Origin of the sequence: Cryobacterium sp. Y57, assembly GCF_002929505.1 — a bacterium.
Classification (GTDB): Bacteria; Actinomycetota; Actinomycetes; order Actinomycetales; family Microbacteriaceae; genus Cryobacterium.
This window is the reverse complement of the sequence record NZ_PJJL01000069.1, coordinates 79,602-94,399: the sequence shown is the minus strand read 5'-3', so window position 1 is coordinate 94,399 and position 14,798 is coordinate 79,602. Positions and strand designations below refer to the sequence as shown.

Below are 14,798 nucleotides of genomic sequence, written 5' to 3'. Positions count from 1 at the left end.
TGTCCCTTACGCAGGAATCACTCCCACTCAATGGTTCCCGGCGGCTTCGACGTGACGTCGAGCACCACGCGGTTGACCCCGTCCACCTCGTTGGTGATGCGGTTCGAAATCTTGGCCAGCAGATCGTAGGGCAGGCGAGTCCAGTCGGCGGTCATGGCGTCTTCCGACGACACCGGGCGCAGCACGATCGGATGCCCATAGGTACGTCCGTCGCCCTGCACGCCCACTGACCGCACATCGGCGAGCAGCACGACCGGGCACTGCCAAATCTCACGGTCGAGGCCGGCGGCGGTCAACTCGAAGCGCACGATCGCATCCGCTTTGCGCAGCAGATCGAGGCGTTCCTGGGTAATCGACCCGACGATGCGAATGCCCAGGCCGGGGCCCGGGAAAGGCTGACGCTGCACGATCTCCGCCGGCAGGCCGAGCTCGGCACCGATTGAGCGCACCTCGTCTTTAAACAGGGTACGCAGCGGTTCGACCAGTTCGAACTTCAGGTCGTCGGGCAGTCCGCCCACGTTGTGGTGGCTCTTGATGTTGGCGGTGCCGCTGCCGCCGCCGGACTCGACGACGTCGGGGTAGAGGGTGCCCTGTACCAGGAAGCGGATCGGGTCGCCGTCGATTTCCTTGGCCTCTTCGATCAGTTCAGCCTGGGCCTGCTCGAAGGTGCGGATGAACTCGCGACCGATGATCTTGCGCTTGGTCTCCGGGTCGCTCACGCCTTTCAGCGCATCGAGGAACTGCTCGCGCACATCCACGGTGACCAGGCGAATGCCGGTGGCCTTGACGTAGTCCTCCTCGACCTGGCGGCGCTCGTCTTCGCGCAACAGGCCGTGGTCGACGAAGACGCACACCAGCTGGTCACCGATGGCCTTGTGCACGAGGGCTGCGGCCACGGCGGAATCGACTCCGCCGGAGAGGCCGCAGATGACCTTTCCGGTGCCGACCTGGGCGCGAATCTTCGCAACCTGCTCCGCGATGACGTTGCCGCTGTTCCAGTCTGGGTTGATTCCGGCGGCGCGGTGCAGAAAGTTTTCGAGCACGTGCTGGCCGTTTTCGGAGTGTTTGACCTCGGGGTGCCACTGCACGCCATAGAGCCGCTTCTCGTCGTTGGCAAACGCGGCGACCGGGGTCGACGTCGACGAGGCAAGCACGGTGAAGCCGTCAGGCGCGGTGGCAACGGAGTCGCCGTGGCTCATCCAGACCGTCTGACTGTCGGGCTGGTCGGCCAACAGAACGTTGTCGGCGTTGCTCACAACGACCGGGGTCGAGCCGTATTCGCGGGCTCCGGTCTGGGCGACGGTACCGCCGAGTGCCGTCGCCATCACCTGGAAGCCGTAGCAAATACCGAGCACGGGCACCCCGAGCTCAAAGATCGCGGCGTCGAAGGTGGGTGCCCCCTCGGCGTAAACGCTCGATGGGCCACCGCTCAGAACGATTCCGCGCGGGTTCTTGGCGAGTACCTCGGCGGCGGTGATGCAGTGCGGCACGATCTCCGAATAGACGGATGCCTCACGCACGCGCCGTGCGATCAGCTGCGCGTACTGCGCACCGAAATCGACCACGAGAACGGGGCGATCGAGTCCTGAATCTGGGAGGGCCGGCTTCGCCGATGCGGTGTCGAAGGTATCCCTCATGAACGCACCTCGGCAGCCTTTTTCGCTTCGAGCTGCGCGAGGGAACGTTTGACGCGGCGGGTCATGGGGCCTTCCAGGAAGAACGAGAGCGTGGGGATGATGCCGCCGAGCGCGATCAGCACGAAGAGTGGCAACGGCCAGCGCATCAGGCTCCACAAGCGGAAATCGGCGAACAGGTACAGCACGTAGAACCAGCCGTGCACGATCAGAATGATCGTGCTGAGGTTGATCGCGACGACCGTGTCGCGCGGCACGAAGGCAAGAAAACCCTCGGAGCCGTTCATCTCGAGTTCGTAGCCGAGCACGAACTTGGCATAGACCTCGGCGCAGAGCAGCAGCAGAAAAACACCGGTGATGATGGACGACACCTGGTAGAGCCGCAGCGCACCGGGGATTCGAGAGATGTCGGCGGGCTTGGGATCAAGTGGCATAGGGCAATTCTATGCGCCCGTGCTGGGAGCCCCTGCAGCCACGTCTTCGAGCGCGGCTTCTTCCTGCTCACGTTCCAGGGCATCGCGCACCAATCGGTACCAGAAGAACACAGCGAACCCAGCGAAGACGACCCACTCGATGGCGTAGAAGATGTTCAGCCAGTTCAACGACTGGTCGACTTGGGGTATCGGGGAGTCAATCAGGTCGAGGCCGGCCGTGGCGTCAGCGCTGACGATGTAGGCCGAATAGACCGACTCGTCCGTGAAATCGGCCCACAGATTGATCAAAGCGGATGGCGCGACCTTCGTCAGCTCCATCGAATCGCCCTCGGGGTCGGGCAGCTCAGGGGCCTCCCCGGTGAGAAAACGCCCGGTCACAGTAGCCGGGGTGTTTTTCGGATCGGTCTGAAGTTCAGCGATGACGGTCTCGGCCGTGGCTTTGTCTGCAGCCCAGCCGCGCGCGACGGCGATGCTGGCTGCGCTATCCGTTCGAAAATGGCTGACGACCCAGAACCCTTCGACACCGCCGTTGAAGCGGCTGGTGATGAGGGTCTCGTCACCGGCCACCCAGGTGCCCGTGGTGGCTACCATCTGGCCGGTCGCGATCTGTGTCACCCCGCCGTCAGGCTGCGCCACCTCGGCGAGCGGCTTCACCTGCTCGGTGGCTCGCTCCACTACGACGCCGGACTCGATGGCGCGCTCCAACTGCCAGTGCCCGAGCAGGGCAAAGGCAGCGGCAACACCGAGGGCAAGCAGCAGTGCGGCCACCCAGCGGGGGCGCAGCATCATTCTGATCACGAATAGTCACCTGTGTGGGTTTCTCGCCCGGGTTTGCGTGCCGGTGTGTCGGCCGTGTCATCGGGTTCTAGAGGGTGCTGACCGAGAGCGAAATCGGCCATAGAATCTGCGTCTGAATCGCCCGAACGCGAAGGTCGTACCGTGTTCACAGTATCGGCCGACGCTTGGGAATTGGCCGAGTCGCGCTTGGACCCCCGGCGCGTGGATACGTCGGCATCCGCTGCCTGAACGGCCGTTGCCGCGTCGACGAGCGCGATCTCTTCGTCGAGCATCGGGTTACGCGGCGCACGAGTAACCACGGATGCTGGCCCCCGGCCGCGCAGCGCCGACCCGATCTTCTCGGAATTCGCTGCGAACAGCGGACCAAGAATTGCCATGACCAAAACGTAGAGGCCCGCGAACGGTTGCAACCGCGGGTCGAGCCCGGCCGCGACGGAGAGCGTTGCCAGAATCAATGTGAACTCGCCGCGGTTGACGAAGATCGCGGCGGTGTTGAGGGCCTCGCGTGGCCCCATTTTGTGCAGCCAGGCCAGCAGTGCTCCCGACAGCAGGCTCAAGACGAAGGTCATCACGATGGCTACGAGCACCACGCCGATCACCGATCCGAACTGGGCCACGTCGAGGGCGAGGCCGAAGTTGAGAAAGAAGAACGCCGCGAAAATGTCGCGCAACGGTACCGCGACGCGCTCGATTCGGGCGCGGTAACTGCTCGCTCCGAGCACGACGCCGATCAGGAATGCGCCAATCGCGTCGGTCACGCCGATGATCTCACCGATGCCGCCGAACAACACGACGAGGCCGAAGAACAAAATAGTGAACAGTTCGTCGTCTTTGGTACGCATGAGGCGGGACACCACTCGGCCGCCCCACCTGGCGAGCGAGAACATGGCCACGAGAAAGAGGAAAGCGATGGAAAGCTGGAGCACGATCGGCCAGATCTCGGTCTTGCCGCTGAGCACGACGGAGACAATCGACAGGTAGATGGCGATGAAAATGTCGCCGACCACGGTCACGCCAAGGATCATCGGTGTCTCTTTGTTCGCGAGGCGGCGCAGTTCGATGAGCAGTTTGGTGATGATCGCGCTCGAGGAGGTGCCGGTCATGCCGGCGATGACGAGGGCTTCGCGCGGTCCCCAACCCACGAGCAGACCGAAAATGAAGCCGGCGCCCATGTTGATGAGAATCCAGGATCCACCGGAGATGATCAGGGTTTTGGCATTGCCGAAGAATTCCTCCTGGTCGAACTCGAGGCCGAGGCTGAACAACAACAGGATCAGGCCGAACACGGCGATGAGTTCGATGTCTGCGGACTCAAAGTCGAGGGGAAAGAAGTCGGTGTTCGGGCTCGCGAGCAGGCCCACGATCATGTAGATCGGGATGGTGGGGAGCCCGATCAGTTTGCCCAGGCGGCCAAGAACATACGCGACGACGAGCAGGGTGCCAAGAACGAGGAGATCTTCGCCCACGTGCATCGCTTACCCCCCGGGTGGAGCGTCGACGGTCTTCGCCTTCACTTCACCGGTACGGAAGAACGCGAAGGCCTTGACGACTTTTTCGGGCGAGCCCGCGACGACCAGGGTGTCACCGGGGAAGACCTTGAAGTCGGCAGCGGGGGCCGGATTGGCCGATTCGCCGCGCACGACGGCGACGACGGTGAGTCCGGCGATGCCGCGGTCGGCCGGGTTGCCGAGAGCCTGGCCGGCGATGTGGTCTTCGTAGTCGACGGTGAACCAGTCGATACTGAGGCCGGGAATCTGGTCGAGGGCACTGAGCGACTCGGTGATCTGAGTACCGCCGAGCAACTCCGCGAGGGTGTGCGCCTCGTCTTCGTTGAGCCGAAGCGACACCTTGCTCGCGTCGGGCCCGCCCTCGTCGTCGGCGAAGGTGATGAGGTCGCTGTGGCCGGAGCGGTGGGCGATGACGCCGACCTTGCCGCCGTCATCCGTGATGAAGGTGTGCAGAACACCCACGCCGGGAAGTTTGACCCGCCGAACATCAACCATTGTCATGACTCCTGAGGTCTAGGGGCAGTCCTCTTATTCTACCGGAGCCGCTTTCGCTGTCCGCGCGCCGCCTGTTGCGTCACCGCGCCCAGTGCCGGTGGGCGCTCCCGCTAGAGGTGGCGCGACCGGCGGCACTGGGCGCGGTCAGCGCCGATCCACCGGTGTTCTCCCACCACTCCGCGGCGGCGATCTGGGGGTTCCCCCGACCTACAAGCTGGCCGACGGATGTCCACATCACCGTCCCGCAGTCGTTGGGCGGTCGTTCCAAGCCCGCAATCGTGCGGCATAGCGCCACCACCCCGGACGCCCTGCCGAGCGGCGCTATCGCGCGCGGCGGACTGTTGGTCACGTCTGCGGCCCAGACCGGCGTCACGATGGCACGCGTACTGCCGTTTCCGCAGGCTGTCGCAATGATGGACAAGGCCATTCACATTCCACGCAGGATGGCACCCGGAGGCAGCCCAGTGACGATACTGGTGACGCGCGACGAGTTGCAGTCGGCCATGGACACGCTCGCCGGCTCTGGCCGACGCTATGGCAAAAGCGCAGCACTCCGCGCCGGGGACTTCGCGTCGACGCAGTCCGATTCCGGCGAGGAGTCGATCAGCCGCGCGCACATGTTTCTGCTCGGATTCACCGCTCCCGAGTTGCAGGTGCGCTTCGACGATGCTGCAGGGTTCATCGCTTATGTCGATTTCTTCTGGCGAGGCATCAACAAGGTCGGCGAGTGCGACGGGCTCGGCAAGTACGTCAAGGAGGCCTACATGAGCGGACGCACTACGGCCGAGATCGTGATGAACGAGAAGCGCCGTGAAGATCGAATTCGCGCGTGCGGACCGTCCGTTTCGCGGTGGGACTGGCCGGTCGCGCGCGACCTCGGGGCCTTCGGAATATTTCTCTCCCGAATCGGCGTCCCCCGGACTCGCTAGCACACCCGCGTCCTAGCGCCGTCACCGCGCCCGGTACCGGTGGGCGCTCCCACTAGAGGTGGCGCGGCGACCGATAGCGGGCGCGACCACCGGAAGTGGGCGCGGACGGGCTAGTTGGTGACCACGATGTCGGGGGCCTCGAGGCGCACCCGGTCAGCGGATTCGTCGTTGGGCTCCTCCTGCGACGCACGCTCGGCGGCAACCCGGGTGAGGTAGAAGCCGACCTCGCGGTCGATGCGCTCCTGGTCCCAGCCGAGCACGCCCGCCATCAGCGCTGCGGCGACCGGCGCGGCCGAGACCCCGCGGTCCCACGCCTCGATCGAGATGCGGGTGCGGCGGGCGAGCACGTCTTCAAGGTGCAGCGCGCCCTCGTGCGAGGCCGCGTAGACGACCTCGGCACCGATGTAGTCGTCGGCGCCAGGCAACGGTTCGGCGAGCGCCGGGTTGGCGCGAATGAGGTCAAGCAGCTCGTCGGTGAGGGTTCCGTAGCGGTTGAGCAGGTGTTCCACCCGCACCGTGTGCACACCGAACGCCTTGGCTATCTTGCCGCGCTTATTCCAGGCCGCCTGATAGCCCTCAGCACCGAGCAGGGGGATGTCCTGGGTCGCCGAAGCGGGAATGCGGCCATCGAGGGCCGACACCGCGGCATCCACTGCGTCCTTGGCCATGATGCGGTAGGTGGTCCACTTGCCGCCGGCGATCACAACCAGGCCGGGAACGGAGTGTCCGACGAGGTGTTCGCGGGACAACTTGGAAGTCTGGTCGCTCTCACCGGCCAGCAACGGTCGCAGGCCGGCATAGACACCCTCGACGTCTTCCCGTGTCAGAGGAACCGTCAAAACCTCATTGATGTGCTCGAGGATGTAGTCGATGTCGGCCGCCGTCGCGGCGGGATGCGCCTTGTCGAGGTACCAGTCGGTATCGGTCGTGCCGATGAGCCAGTGCCGGCCCCAGGGAATGACGAACAAGACGCTCTTCTCGGTGCGCAGCAACAGGCCCATGGCGCTCTGGAACCGGTCGCGCGGTACCACGAGGTGCACGCCTTTGGACGCCCGCACCTTGAAGGTTCCCCGCTCGCCGACCATGCGTTGGGTGTCGTCGGTCCAGACTCCGGTCGCGTTCACGACCTGCTTGGCCCGCACCTCGAAGTGTTCGTCGGTCTGCAGGTCGTGGGCGCGCACGCCGACGACGCGCTCCCCCACCTTGATGAAGCCTTCGACGCGCACCCGGCTGGCCGCATGGGCACCATAGAACGAGGCGGTGCGCACGAGCGACGAGACGTAACGGGCGTCGTCGACCTGGGCATCGTAGTAGGTGATACCGCCGATCAGGGCGTCGTTGGCCAGGCTCGGAATGAGCTTCTGCACCTGACTCTTCGACAGGTGGCGGTGGTGCGGCACGCCGGGCGGGCGGCCTCCGGTATAGGAAAAGATGTCGTAGAGCAGCATTCCGGCGCCGATATAGAACCGCTCGGTGAAGCGCTTCTTGAGCGGATAGAGAAACCGGACCGGCTTCACCAAATGCGGCGCGATGCGCTGCAGCAGCAGACCACGCTCGGTGAGTGCCTCGCGCACGAGGCGAAAGTCGAGTTGCTCCAGGTAGCGGATGCCACCGTGCACGAGCTTGGACGACCGGCTCGAGGTGCCCGACGCCCAGTCCCGCGCCTCGAGGATGCCCACGCTCAGACCGCGGGTGACGGCATCGAGTGCGGCGCCGGCGCCGACGATGCCGCCGCCGACGACGAGAATGTCGAGTTCCTTTTCTCGGAGCTTGGCGAGAGCGGAGACCCGCTCCTCAGGACCCATTTTCGTGGACCGCGTGACCGAATTGTGAGAGGCCATTACTACTCCTGTTCAGACTCAGTGTTTAAGACGAGAGGTCAGGGGAGGTGCGACAAACAACTGCGACATCAGTGTTGCGGGTAATGCTGAAAAGTACGTCTGTTTTCGACGCTAGTTCACTCGGTACGGCGCGACAACCACTTCAACCCGCTGAAATTCCTTGAGATCGGAATATCCGGTGGTTGCCATCGACCGACGCAATGCGCCAATGAGGTTGGCCGTGCCATCGGCAACCGGTGCCGGACCGTACAGAATCTCTTCGAGCGGGGCAACCGTGCCCACCTCGACCCGCTTGCCGCGCGGCAGCTGTGGGTGGTGCGCCTCGGCGCCCCAGTGGAATCCCCCGCCGGGGGCATCCGTCGCCCGGGCCAGCGCGGTTCCGAGCATGACGGCATCAGCGCCGCAGGCGACGGCCTTGACGATGTCCCCCGAGGCACCGAGGCCACCGTCGGCGATGACGTGCACGTAGCGCCCGCCGGATTCGTCCATGTAGTCGCGGCGCGCGCCGGCGACATCCGCTACGGCAGTGGCCATGGGCGCGTGGATGCCGAGGGTCGCCCGGGTGGTCGACGCCGCTCCCCCGCCGAAACCGACCAGAACGCCCGCTGCGCCCGTGCGCATGAGATGGAGCGCCGCCGTGTAGGTGGCTGCGCCGCCGACGATAACGGGTACATCGAGTTCGTAAATGAACTTCTTAAGGTTGAGCGGTTCCTGGTTCTGCGACACGTGCTCGGCCGACACCGTGGTTCCGCGAATGACGAACAGGTCGACGCCAGCGGCAACGACGGTTTCATAGAGTTCCTGGGTGCGCTGGGGCGAGAGCGCCCCAGCTACCGTGACGCCTCCCGCACGAATCTCCGCGAGCCGGGCAGTGACCAGGGCCGGCTGAATCGGGGCGGAGTACATCTCCTGCATACGTGCTGTGGCCTTATCGGCGGGCAGGTTACGAATTTCAGCGAGCAGCGGCTCGGGGTTCTCGTGCCGGGTCCAGAGGCCCTCGAGGTCGAGAACACCGACGCCGCCGAGCTGCCCCATCATGATGGCCGTGGTGGGCGAAACGACGGAGTCCATTGGCGCGGCGAGTACCGGAATGGCGAACTGGTACGCATCGATGGTCCAGCTAACCGACACGTCCTCCGGGTCGCGGGTGCGCCGACTGGGCACCACCGCGATGTCGTCAAAGGCGTATACGCGGCGTGCGCGCTTGGAACGGCCGATCTCGATTTCCATGGTCCTAGTTTAGACGGAGCGACCGACATCCCTTTTTCGAGCGGACGCCGCCGCCCCTGCCCGATTCAGAAGCAGGAGCGGCGAACCGACAAGCCCTACCGACGGTAGTTCGGGGCTTCAACCACGATCTGCACGTCGTGCGGGTGCGATTCCTTGAGTCCGGCGGGCGTGATACGCACGAACTTGCCTTTTTGCTTGAGCTCGGCGATGGTGCGGGCTCCGACGTAGAACATGGACTGCCGCAGGCCGCCGACCAGCTGGTACGCCACGGCGGCGAGCGGGCCGCGGAACGGAACCTGACCCTCGATGCCTTCGGGAATGAGTTTTTCGTCACTGGGAACGTCGTTCTGAAAGTAACGGTCTTTGGAATAGGACGTCTTCGTGCCGCGGGTCTGCAGCGCTCCGAGCGATCCCATGCCGCGATAGGTCTTGAACTGCTTGCCGTTGACGAAGACGAGTTCCCCGGGGCTTTCGGTGCAGCCGGCGAGCAGAGAACCGAGCATGACGGTGTCAGCGCCGGCCACGAGAGCCTTGGCGATGTCACCGGAGTATTGCAGCCCGCCGTCGGCGATGACTGGAATACCGGTTTCCCGTGCGGCCAGCGAGGCCTGGTAGACGGCGGTGATCTGGGGTACGCCTACCCCGGCCACGATGCGGGTGGTGCAAATTGAGCCGGGGCCAACGCCCACCTTGATCGCGTCCGCGCCCGCGTCAATGAGCGCCTGGGCACCGGACCGGGTGGCCACGTTCCCGCCGATCACATCGACGTCGGCAAAGGCTTTGTCGGCCTTCAGTCGTCGAATGATGTCGAGCACGCCGGCGCTGTCACCGTTGGCGGTGTCTACCACGAGCACGTCCACCCCGGATTCGAGCAGTGCGGTCGCGCGCTGCCAGGCATCACCGAAGAAGCCGATGGCCGCGCCGACGCGGAGGCGTCCTGCATCGTCCTTGGTGGCGAGGGGATATTCCTCGCTCTTGTCGAAGTCCTTCACGGTGATCAGGCCGGTGAGCTTGCCGTTGGCGTCGATCAGGGGAAGCTTTTCGATCTTGTGTTTCGCGAAGATCGCCAGGGCGTCTTCGGGAGCCATTCCGACCTTGCCGGTGATCAGCGGGGACCTCGTCATGACCTCGCTCACCCGGGTGGACGCCTTCCGGGCGTATGGCACGAAGCGCATGTCCCGGTTGGTGATGATGCCGACCAGAATTCCGCCGCCGTCGATGACGGGCAGCCCGCTCACGCGGAATTGGCCGCACAGGGCGTCGACCTCGGCCACTGTGGCGTCGGGCGACGTCGTGACCGGGTTGGTGATCATTCCGGATTCGCTGCGCTTGACCAGGTCGACCTGTTCGGCCTGATCATCGATGGAGAGGTTGCGGTGCAGAATTCCCAGGCCGCCCTCGCGGGCCATGGCGATCGCCATGCGCGTTTCGGTGACCGTGTCCATGGCGCTGGAGAGCAGCGGCAGCGACACGTCGATTCGTCGGGTCAAGCGGGATTTGGTTACCGCTTCGCTGGGAATGACGTCGGTGTGCCCCGGCAGGAGCAGCACGTCGTCGTAGGTGAGCCCGGTGAATCCGAACGGATCTGGCTGATCCATGTAACCCCTTACCTATAGCTGAAAACAGAAAATTGTCCGCCAAATCGCATGATTTAACGGGTTCTTCAATGTTAAGCGTGTTTGCGCTCATCACATTCCGCCCACGAATCGTGAACTGGTGCGAACTTTCGAAAAAATTAGGACATAATCGGCTCTTACAACACCAACGACGCTGGCTGTACTTGTCCGGCGCCCGCTCGGTCAGCCACCGGTCGGCACCAACATGGAGGTCCCGTGAAGTCCACTCTGACGGCTCAGAGATACCTACCCAGAATGCTGGTCATTCTGTTCGTAACGCTCCTCGCAGCTCTGTCCATGGCTACGTTCTCGGCGGGCAGCGCGCACGCCGACGAGGTAGGCACCGAGTACGGCTTCACTCTTTCGGGCAACGTGAAGTTCAATGGTGAAGCCCTTGACGGTGTGGCCATCGCAGTCAAGGGCAACGGCTACACAGCCGACACCGTGACGGATGCCGCCGGCAAGTGGGCGATCGGCGTTCCCGAGAAGGGCACCTACGAGGTAACCCTGGACGAGCAAACCCTGCCGAAGGGCGTCGTCGTGGCCAAGGGAGGTAACGTTATCGACACGGAATTCGGCCTGACCGACCGCAAGTCGGTCAACTTCTTCCTCGGCGAAGGCACCCGTAACACGGTGAGTTTCTTCGACCAGTTCGTCAACCGGTTCGTGAATGGTTTGAACTTTGGTCTGCTGCTCGCGCTCGCGGCGATCGGGCTGTCGCTGATCTTTGGCACCACCGGCCTGAGCAACTTCGCACACGCCGAGATGATCACCCTTGGCGCCCTGATGACTCTGGTCTTCTCGGTCAACCTCGGGCTTCCGATCTGGCTCGCCATTCTGATCGCCATCGCGCTCAGCGGCGCGCTGGGGTACGGCCTCGATGCGGTGATCTGGAAACCATTGCGCCGCAAGGGTGTGGCCGTGATCCCCCTCATGATCGTGAGCATCGGCCTGTCGCTCGCCCTGCGCTACCTGTACCAGTATTTTTTCGGCGGCAGCACGAGTCAGCTCCCCGGATCCGGAATGACCGACCTGAAGTTCGGTCCGATCTCGTTGTCTCCGATTGACCTGGCCAGTATGGGCATCAGCATCGTGGTGCTGCTCGCCGTGGCTTTCTTTTTGCTGCGCACTCGCATTGGCAAGGCCACTCGCGCCGTCTCGGATAATCCCAGCCTGGCGTCGGCTAGTGGCATTGACGTTGATAACGTCATTCGCATCGTCTGGGTGGTCGGAGCCGCGCTGGCCGGGCTCAGCGGCGTCTTGTGGGCATACTTTCGCCCAGGCGTCAGCTGGGACATGGGATTTCAGATATTGCTTCTCGTCTTCGCCGCGGTGACCCTCGGCGGTCTCGGCACGGCCTTTGGAGCCCTCGTCGGTTCCCTCATCGTCGGGCTCTTCGTTGAGCTGTCGACGCTCTGGCTTCCGTCCGACATGAAAGTCGTCGGCGCCCTGGTTATTTTGATCCTGGTATTGCTGTTTCGACCGCAAGGCATTCTGGGTCGTAAAGAAAGAATTGGTTAGGGGTTCACATGGACTGGGGAGCAATCTTTAGCAATGCGGCCGTCGAGCTGATCAGCCCGACCACTGCCGCCTATGCACTCGCCGCCCTCGGGCTGGCCGTGCACTTCGGTTACACCGGCCTGCTGAACTTCGGCCAGGCCGGCTTCATGGCTCTCGGGGCGTACGGCTACGCGATCTCGATCCTGACCTTCGGGTTTCCCGTCTGGGGTGCCTTTCTGGTCGGCGTCGGCGCGTCCGTTATCTTTGCGCTAATTTTGGGGATTCCAACGCTGCGACTGCGCGCCGACTACCTCGCGATCGTCACAATTGCTGCCGCCGAGATTGTGCGGCTGTTGTTCACGACGAACACCTACGCCTCCGTCACGGGTTCGGCCAACGGGCTGAGTGGCTACAAGAACGAGTTCGCGGCCCTCAACCCGCTCGCCGACGGCACCTACGGTTTCGGCCCTTTCACGAACAACGCCTATGACACCTGGCTGCGGATCGTGGCCTGGTCCATCGTGATTCTTGCGGCGTTGCTGGTCTGGCAGATCATGCGGAGCCCTTGGGGCCGCGTCATCAAAGGCATCCGGGAAGACGAAGACGCCGTACGCGCCCTCGGTAAGAACGTCTACGCCTACAAAATGCAATCACTCATTTTCGGTGGCGTACTGGGCACTATCGCTGGAATGATCTTTGCCCTGCCGCGGGCGGTTGTTCCGTCGAATTATCAGACCACGCTGACCTTTTTCATCTATGCCATTCTGTTGCTCGGCGGTGCCGCGACAGTGCTCGGTCCGATCATCGGTTCGATGATTTTCTGGGTGCTATTGTCGTTCTTCTCTGGCTTCGTCGCCCGTGCTGTGGAAGCGGGCTGGTTGCCGTTTATGACGTCCATCCAAGGCGGCCAACTGCGCTTCATCCTGGTTGGGGTGGCGATCATGTTGATAGTCATCTTCAGGCCGCAAGGCGTCTTCGGCAATAAGAAGGAGTTGGCTTTTGTCCGCTAACGCTGTTTCTCAGGCGGCGGCTCCGCTGGAGCCGCCCGTTCCCACCAAGAAGCCGGTCAAGACGACCGGCCTGCATATCGGCGAGGCCGGACCAGGCTGCGCGAAGGTCGATCCAATTCTCGTCGTCGATAACGTGCGCCGCACCTTCGGCGGCCTCACCGCCGTCGATGTCGCCCATCTAGAGGTTCCGCGCGGCGCGATCACCGCGCTGATCGGCCCGAACGGCGCTGGCAAGACGACCCTGTTCAACTTGCTGACCGGTTTCGATAAGCCTAACGACGGCAAGTGGACCTTTGACGGCCGTTCCCTCGCCGGCGTTCCCGCATATAAGGTCGCCCGCATGGGGCAGATTCGCACATTCCAACTCACCAAAGCCCTCGGGCTGCTGACCGTCATGGACAATATGCTCCTCGGCGCCAAGGGTCAGACCGGCGAGAACATGTTCCGGGCCCTGATGCCGTTTCTCTGGCGCAACCAAGAGGAGGAGAACCGGGCGAAAGCGCTCGACTTGCTCACCAGGTTCAAGCTCGAGACCAAGAAGAACGACTACGCGGCGAGCCTGTCCGGCGGGCAGCGCAAGCTGCTTGAAATGGCTCGCGCGCTCATGAGCGACCCGACTCTGGTGATGCTCGACGAACCGATGGCCGGCGTCAACCCCGCGCTGACCCAGTCGCTGCTCGATCACATCCTCAACCTCAAGTCCCAGGGCATGACCGTTCTGTTCGTCGAGCACGACATGCACATGGTGCGCCACATCGCCGACTGGGTGATCGTGATGGCCGAGGGCAAGGTTGTCGCGGAGGGCGACCCCCACGAGGTCATGCAGAACCCGGCCGTGATCGACGCCTACCTGGGGCAGCACCACGACGAAGACATTGGGGTAGACCCCGATACCGAAACCGAGCACGTGTCAGCCATAAAGGAGTTGCTCGATGACGAACGCTAACCCGCTGGCCGTGCCGGCTCCAACCGAAACCCGCGACGCTGTCGTCGAGGTCAAGAATGTCACCGCTGGCTACGTGACCGGTGTGAACATTCTCAACTCCTGTTCACTCACCGCCTACGATGGTGAGCTCATCGGCATCATCGGTCCGAACGGCGCCGGCAAGTCGACGCTGCTCAAGTCGATCTTCGGTCAGGTCAAGGTGCGCGATGGCGAAATTCTGCTGCGCGGCAACAACATCACCAACCTCAAGGCCAACAAGCTGGTCGCGCAGGGCGTCGGTTTTGTACCACAGAACAACAATGTGTTTCCCACCCTGACCATTCGCGAAAACCTCGAGATGGGCATATTTCAAAAGCCCAAGGGGCTCGTCGAACGACTCGAATTCGTCACCGAGATCTTTCCCGAGCTTCGTAAGCGCATGTCCCAGCGCGCGGGATCGCTCTCGGGTGGCGAACGACAGATGGTCGCCATGAGCCGTGCGCTCATGATGGGTCCGCACGTGCTGCTGCTCGACGAGCCGAGCGCCGGCCTCTCCCCGGTCCGCCAGGATGAAGCATTCCTGCGGGTGAAGGAGATCAACAAGGCCGGCGTGACCACGATCATGGTCGAGCAGAACGCCCGTCGTTGCCTGCAGATCTGCGACCGCGGCTACGTGCTCGATCAGGGCCGGGATGCGTACACCGGCACCGGACGTGAGCTTTTGAATGACCCCAAGGTGATCGGCCTGTACCTGGGAACCCTCGGGCAGGACTAGAGCATGTCTCCAAACCGGTGGGGTCGGGGTTCGGGCGGAGCCATGCGCCGCGCCATTACGATCTGGTTGGATCCGTTAGGAGACACGCTTTAAGAGGGGTACG

At 63.5% G+C, this 14,798-nt stretch carries 13 protein-coding genes; 5 read left to right on the top strand and 8 right to left on the bottom strand.

Annotated elements, in window-relative coordinates:
* Positions 1-17 precede the first annotated feature (17 nt).
* From guaA to CXY72_RS11940, 5 genes are read right to left on the bottom strand one after another with little or no spacing between them, the layout of a single operon-like run.
* Positions 18-1,637 carry a glutamine-hydrolyzing GMP synthase gene (guaA, locus tag CXY72_RS11960; RefSeq protein WP_104127904.1) on the bottom strand — a complete coding sequence of 540 codons (1,620 nt, stop codon included), beginning with the start codon at positions 1,635-1,637 and terminating at the stop codon, positions 18-20.
* Positions 1,634-2,068, bottom strand: a complete 435-nt coding sequence (locus CXY72_RS11955) for a DUF3817 domain-containing protein (protein ID WP_104127903.1) — start codon at positions 2,066-2,068, stop codon at positions 1,634-1,636. Before CXY72_RS11955 ends, guaA begins: the two co-directional genes overlap by 4 nt.
* A gap of 9 nt (positions 2,069-2,077) precedes the next feature.
* The gene (locus tag CXY72_RS11950; protein ID WP_104127902.1) at positions 2,078-2,857 is read right to left on the bottom strand and encodes an SURF1 family protein; all 780 of its coding nucleotides are present in this window, start codon (positions 2,855-2,857) and stop codon (positions 2,078-2,080) included.
* A 5-nt stretch (positions 2,858-2,862) separates the two neighbouring features.
* Complete coding sequence (locus CXY72_RS11945; protein ID WP_104127901.1) at positions 2,863-4,338, bottom strand: cation:proton antiporter; 1,476 nt, start codon at positions 4,336-4,338, stop codon at positions 2,863-2,865.
* Between the two features lie 3 nt (positions 4,339-4,341).
* On the bottom strand, positions 4,342-4,875 hold the full coding sequence (locus CXY72_RS11940) for a cation:proton antiporter regulatory subunit (protein ID WP_233193339.1): 534 nt from the start codon (positions 4,873-4,875) through the stop codon (positions 4,342-4,344).
* Between the two features lie 110 nt (positions 4,876-4,985).
* Here CXY72_RS11940 and CXY72_RS11935 point away from each other — a divergent pair, with 110 nt between their 5' ends.
* A complete protein-coding gene (locus tag CXY72_RS11935) occupies positions 4,986-5,798 on the top strand; it encodes a hypothetical protein (RefSeq protein ID WP_146071154.1) in 813 nt (270 codons plus the stop codon).
* A 110-nt stretch (positions 5,799-5,908) separates the two neighbouring features.
* On the opposite strand, the gene CXY72_RS11930 is transcribed toward CXY72_RS11935, so the two are convergent.
* The 3 genes from CXY72_RS11930 to guaB all read right to left on the bottom strand — a co-directional run bounded on the left by CXY72_RS11930 (position 5,909) and on the right by guaB (position 10,467).
* Positions 5,909-7,639 carry a glycerol-3-phosphate dehydrogenase/oxidase gene (locus CXY72_RS11930; protein WP_104127899.1) on the bottom strand — a complete coding sequence of 577 codons (1,731 nt, stop codon included), beginning with the start codon at positions 7,637-7,639 and terminating at the stop codon, positions 5,909-5,911.
* 111 nt (positions 7,640-7,750) lie between these two features.
* Entirely contained in the window at positions 7,751-8,869 is a 1,119-nt protein-coding gene (locus CXY72_RS11925; protein ID WP_104127898.1) for a GuaB3 family IMP dehydrogenase-related protein, read from the bottom strand.
* A 95-nt stretch (positions 8,870-8,964) separates the two neighbouring features.
* Positions 8,965-10,467: an IMP dehydrogenase gene (guaB, locus tag CXY72_RS11920; RefSeq protein ID WP_104127897.1), complete on the bottom strand. Its 1,503-nt coding sequence runs from the start codon at positions 10,465-10,467 to the stop codon at positions 8,965-8,967.
* A 273-nt stretch (positions 10,468-10,740) separates the two neighbouring features.
* On the opposite strand from guaB, the gene CXY72_RS11915 reads away from it, so the two are divergent.
* From CXY72_RS11915 to CXY72_RS11900, 4 genes are read left to right on the top strand one after another with little or no spacing between them, the layout of a single operon-like run.
* Positions 10,741-12,006, top strand: a complete 1,266-nt coding sequence (locus CXY72_RS11915; RefSeq protein ID WP_104127896.1) for a branched-chain amino acid ABC transporter permease — start codon at positions 10,741-10,743, stop codon at positions 12,004-12,006.
* Between the two features lie 8 nt (positions 12,007-12,014).
* Positions 12,015-12,995: a branched-chain amino acid ABC transporter permease gene (locus CXY72_RS11910; RefSeq protein ID WP_104127895.1), complete on the top strand. Its 981-nt coding sequence runs from the start codon at positions 12,015-12,017 to the stop codon at positions 12,993-12,995.
* 25 nt (positions 12,996-13,020) lie between these two features.
* The gene (locus CXY72_RS11905; protein ID WP_199184040.1) at positions 13,021-13,941 is read left to right on the top strand and encodes an ABC transporter ATP-binding protein; all 921 of its coding nucleotides are present in this window, start codon (positions 13,021-13,023) and stop codon (positions 13,939-13,941) included.
* Entirely contained in the window at positions 13,928-14,695 is a 768-nt protein-coding gene (locus tag CXY72_RS11900) for an ABC transporter ATP-binding protein (protein WP_104127893.1), read from the top strand. Before CXY72_RS11905 ends, CXY72_RS11900 begins: the two co-directional genes overlap by 14 nt.
* Positions 14,696-14,798: the final 103 nt, after the last annotated feature.

Bases quoted from the DNA above. Each gene is read 5' to 3' on its own strand.
- CXY72_RS11940 (WP_233193339.1), bottom strand. From the start codon at position 4,875: ATGACAATGGTTGATGTTCGGCGGGTCAAACTTCCCGGCGTGGGTGTT.
- CXY72_RS11950 (WP_104127902.1), bottom strand. From the start codon at position 2,857: ATGATGCTGCGCCCCCGCTGGGTGGCCGCACTGCTGCTTGCCCTCGGT.
- guaA (WP_104127904.1), bottom strand. From the start codon at position 1,637: ATGAGGGATACCTTCGACACCGCATCGGCGAAGCCGGCCCTCCCAGAT.
- CXY72_RS11915 (WP_104127896.1), top strand. From the start codon at position 10,741: ATGCTGGTCATTCTGTTCGTAACGCTCCTCGCAGCTCTGTCCATGGCT.
- CXY72_RS11955 (WP_104127903.1), bottom strand. From the start codon at position 2,068: ATGCCACTTGATCCCAAGCCCGCCGACATCTCTCGAATCCCCGGTGCG.
- guaB (WP_104127897.1), bottom strand. From the start codon at position 10,467: ATGGATCAGCCAGATCCGTTCGGATTCACCGGGCTCACCTACGACGAC.
- CXY72_RS11900 (WP_104127893.1), top strand. From the start codon at position 13,928: ATGACGAACGCTAACCCGCTGGCCGTGCCGGCTCCAACCGAAACCCGC.
- CXY72_RS11910 (WP_104127895.1), top strand. From the start codon at position 12,015: ATGGACTGGGGAGCAATCTTTAGCAATGCGGCCGTCGAGCTGATCAGC.
- CXY72_RS11925 (WP_104127898.1), bottom strand. From the start codon at position 8,869: ATGGAAATCGAGATCGGCCGTTCCAAGCGCGCACGCCGCGTATACGCC.
- CXY72_RS11945 (WP_104127901.1), bottom strand. From the start codon at position 4,338: ATGCACGTGGGCGAAGATCTCCTCGTTCTTGGCACCCTGCTCGTCGTC.
- CXY72_RS11930 (WP_104127899.1), bottom strand. From the start codon at position 7,639: ATGGCCTCTCACAATTCGGTCACGCGGTCCACGAAAATGGGTCCTGAG.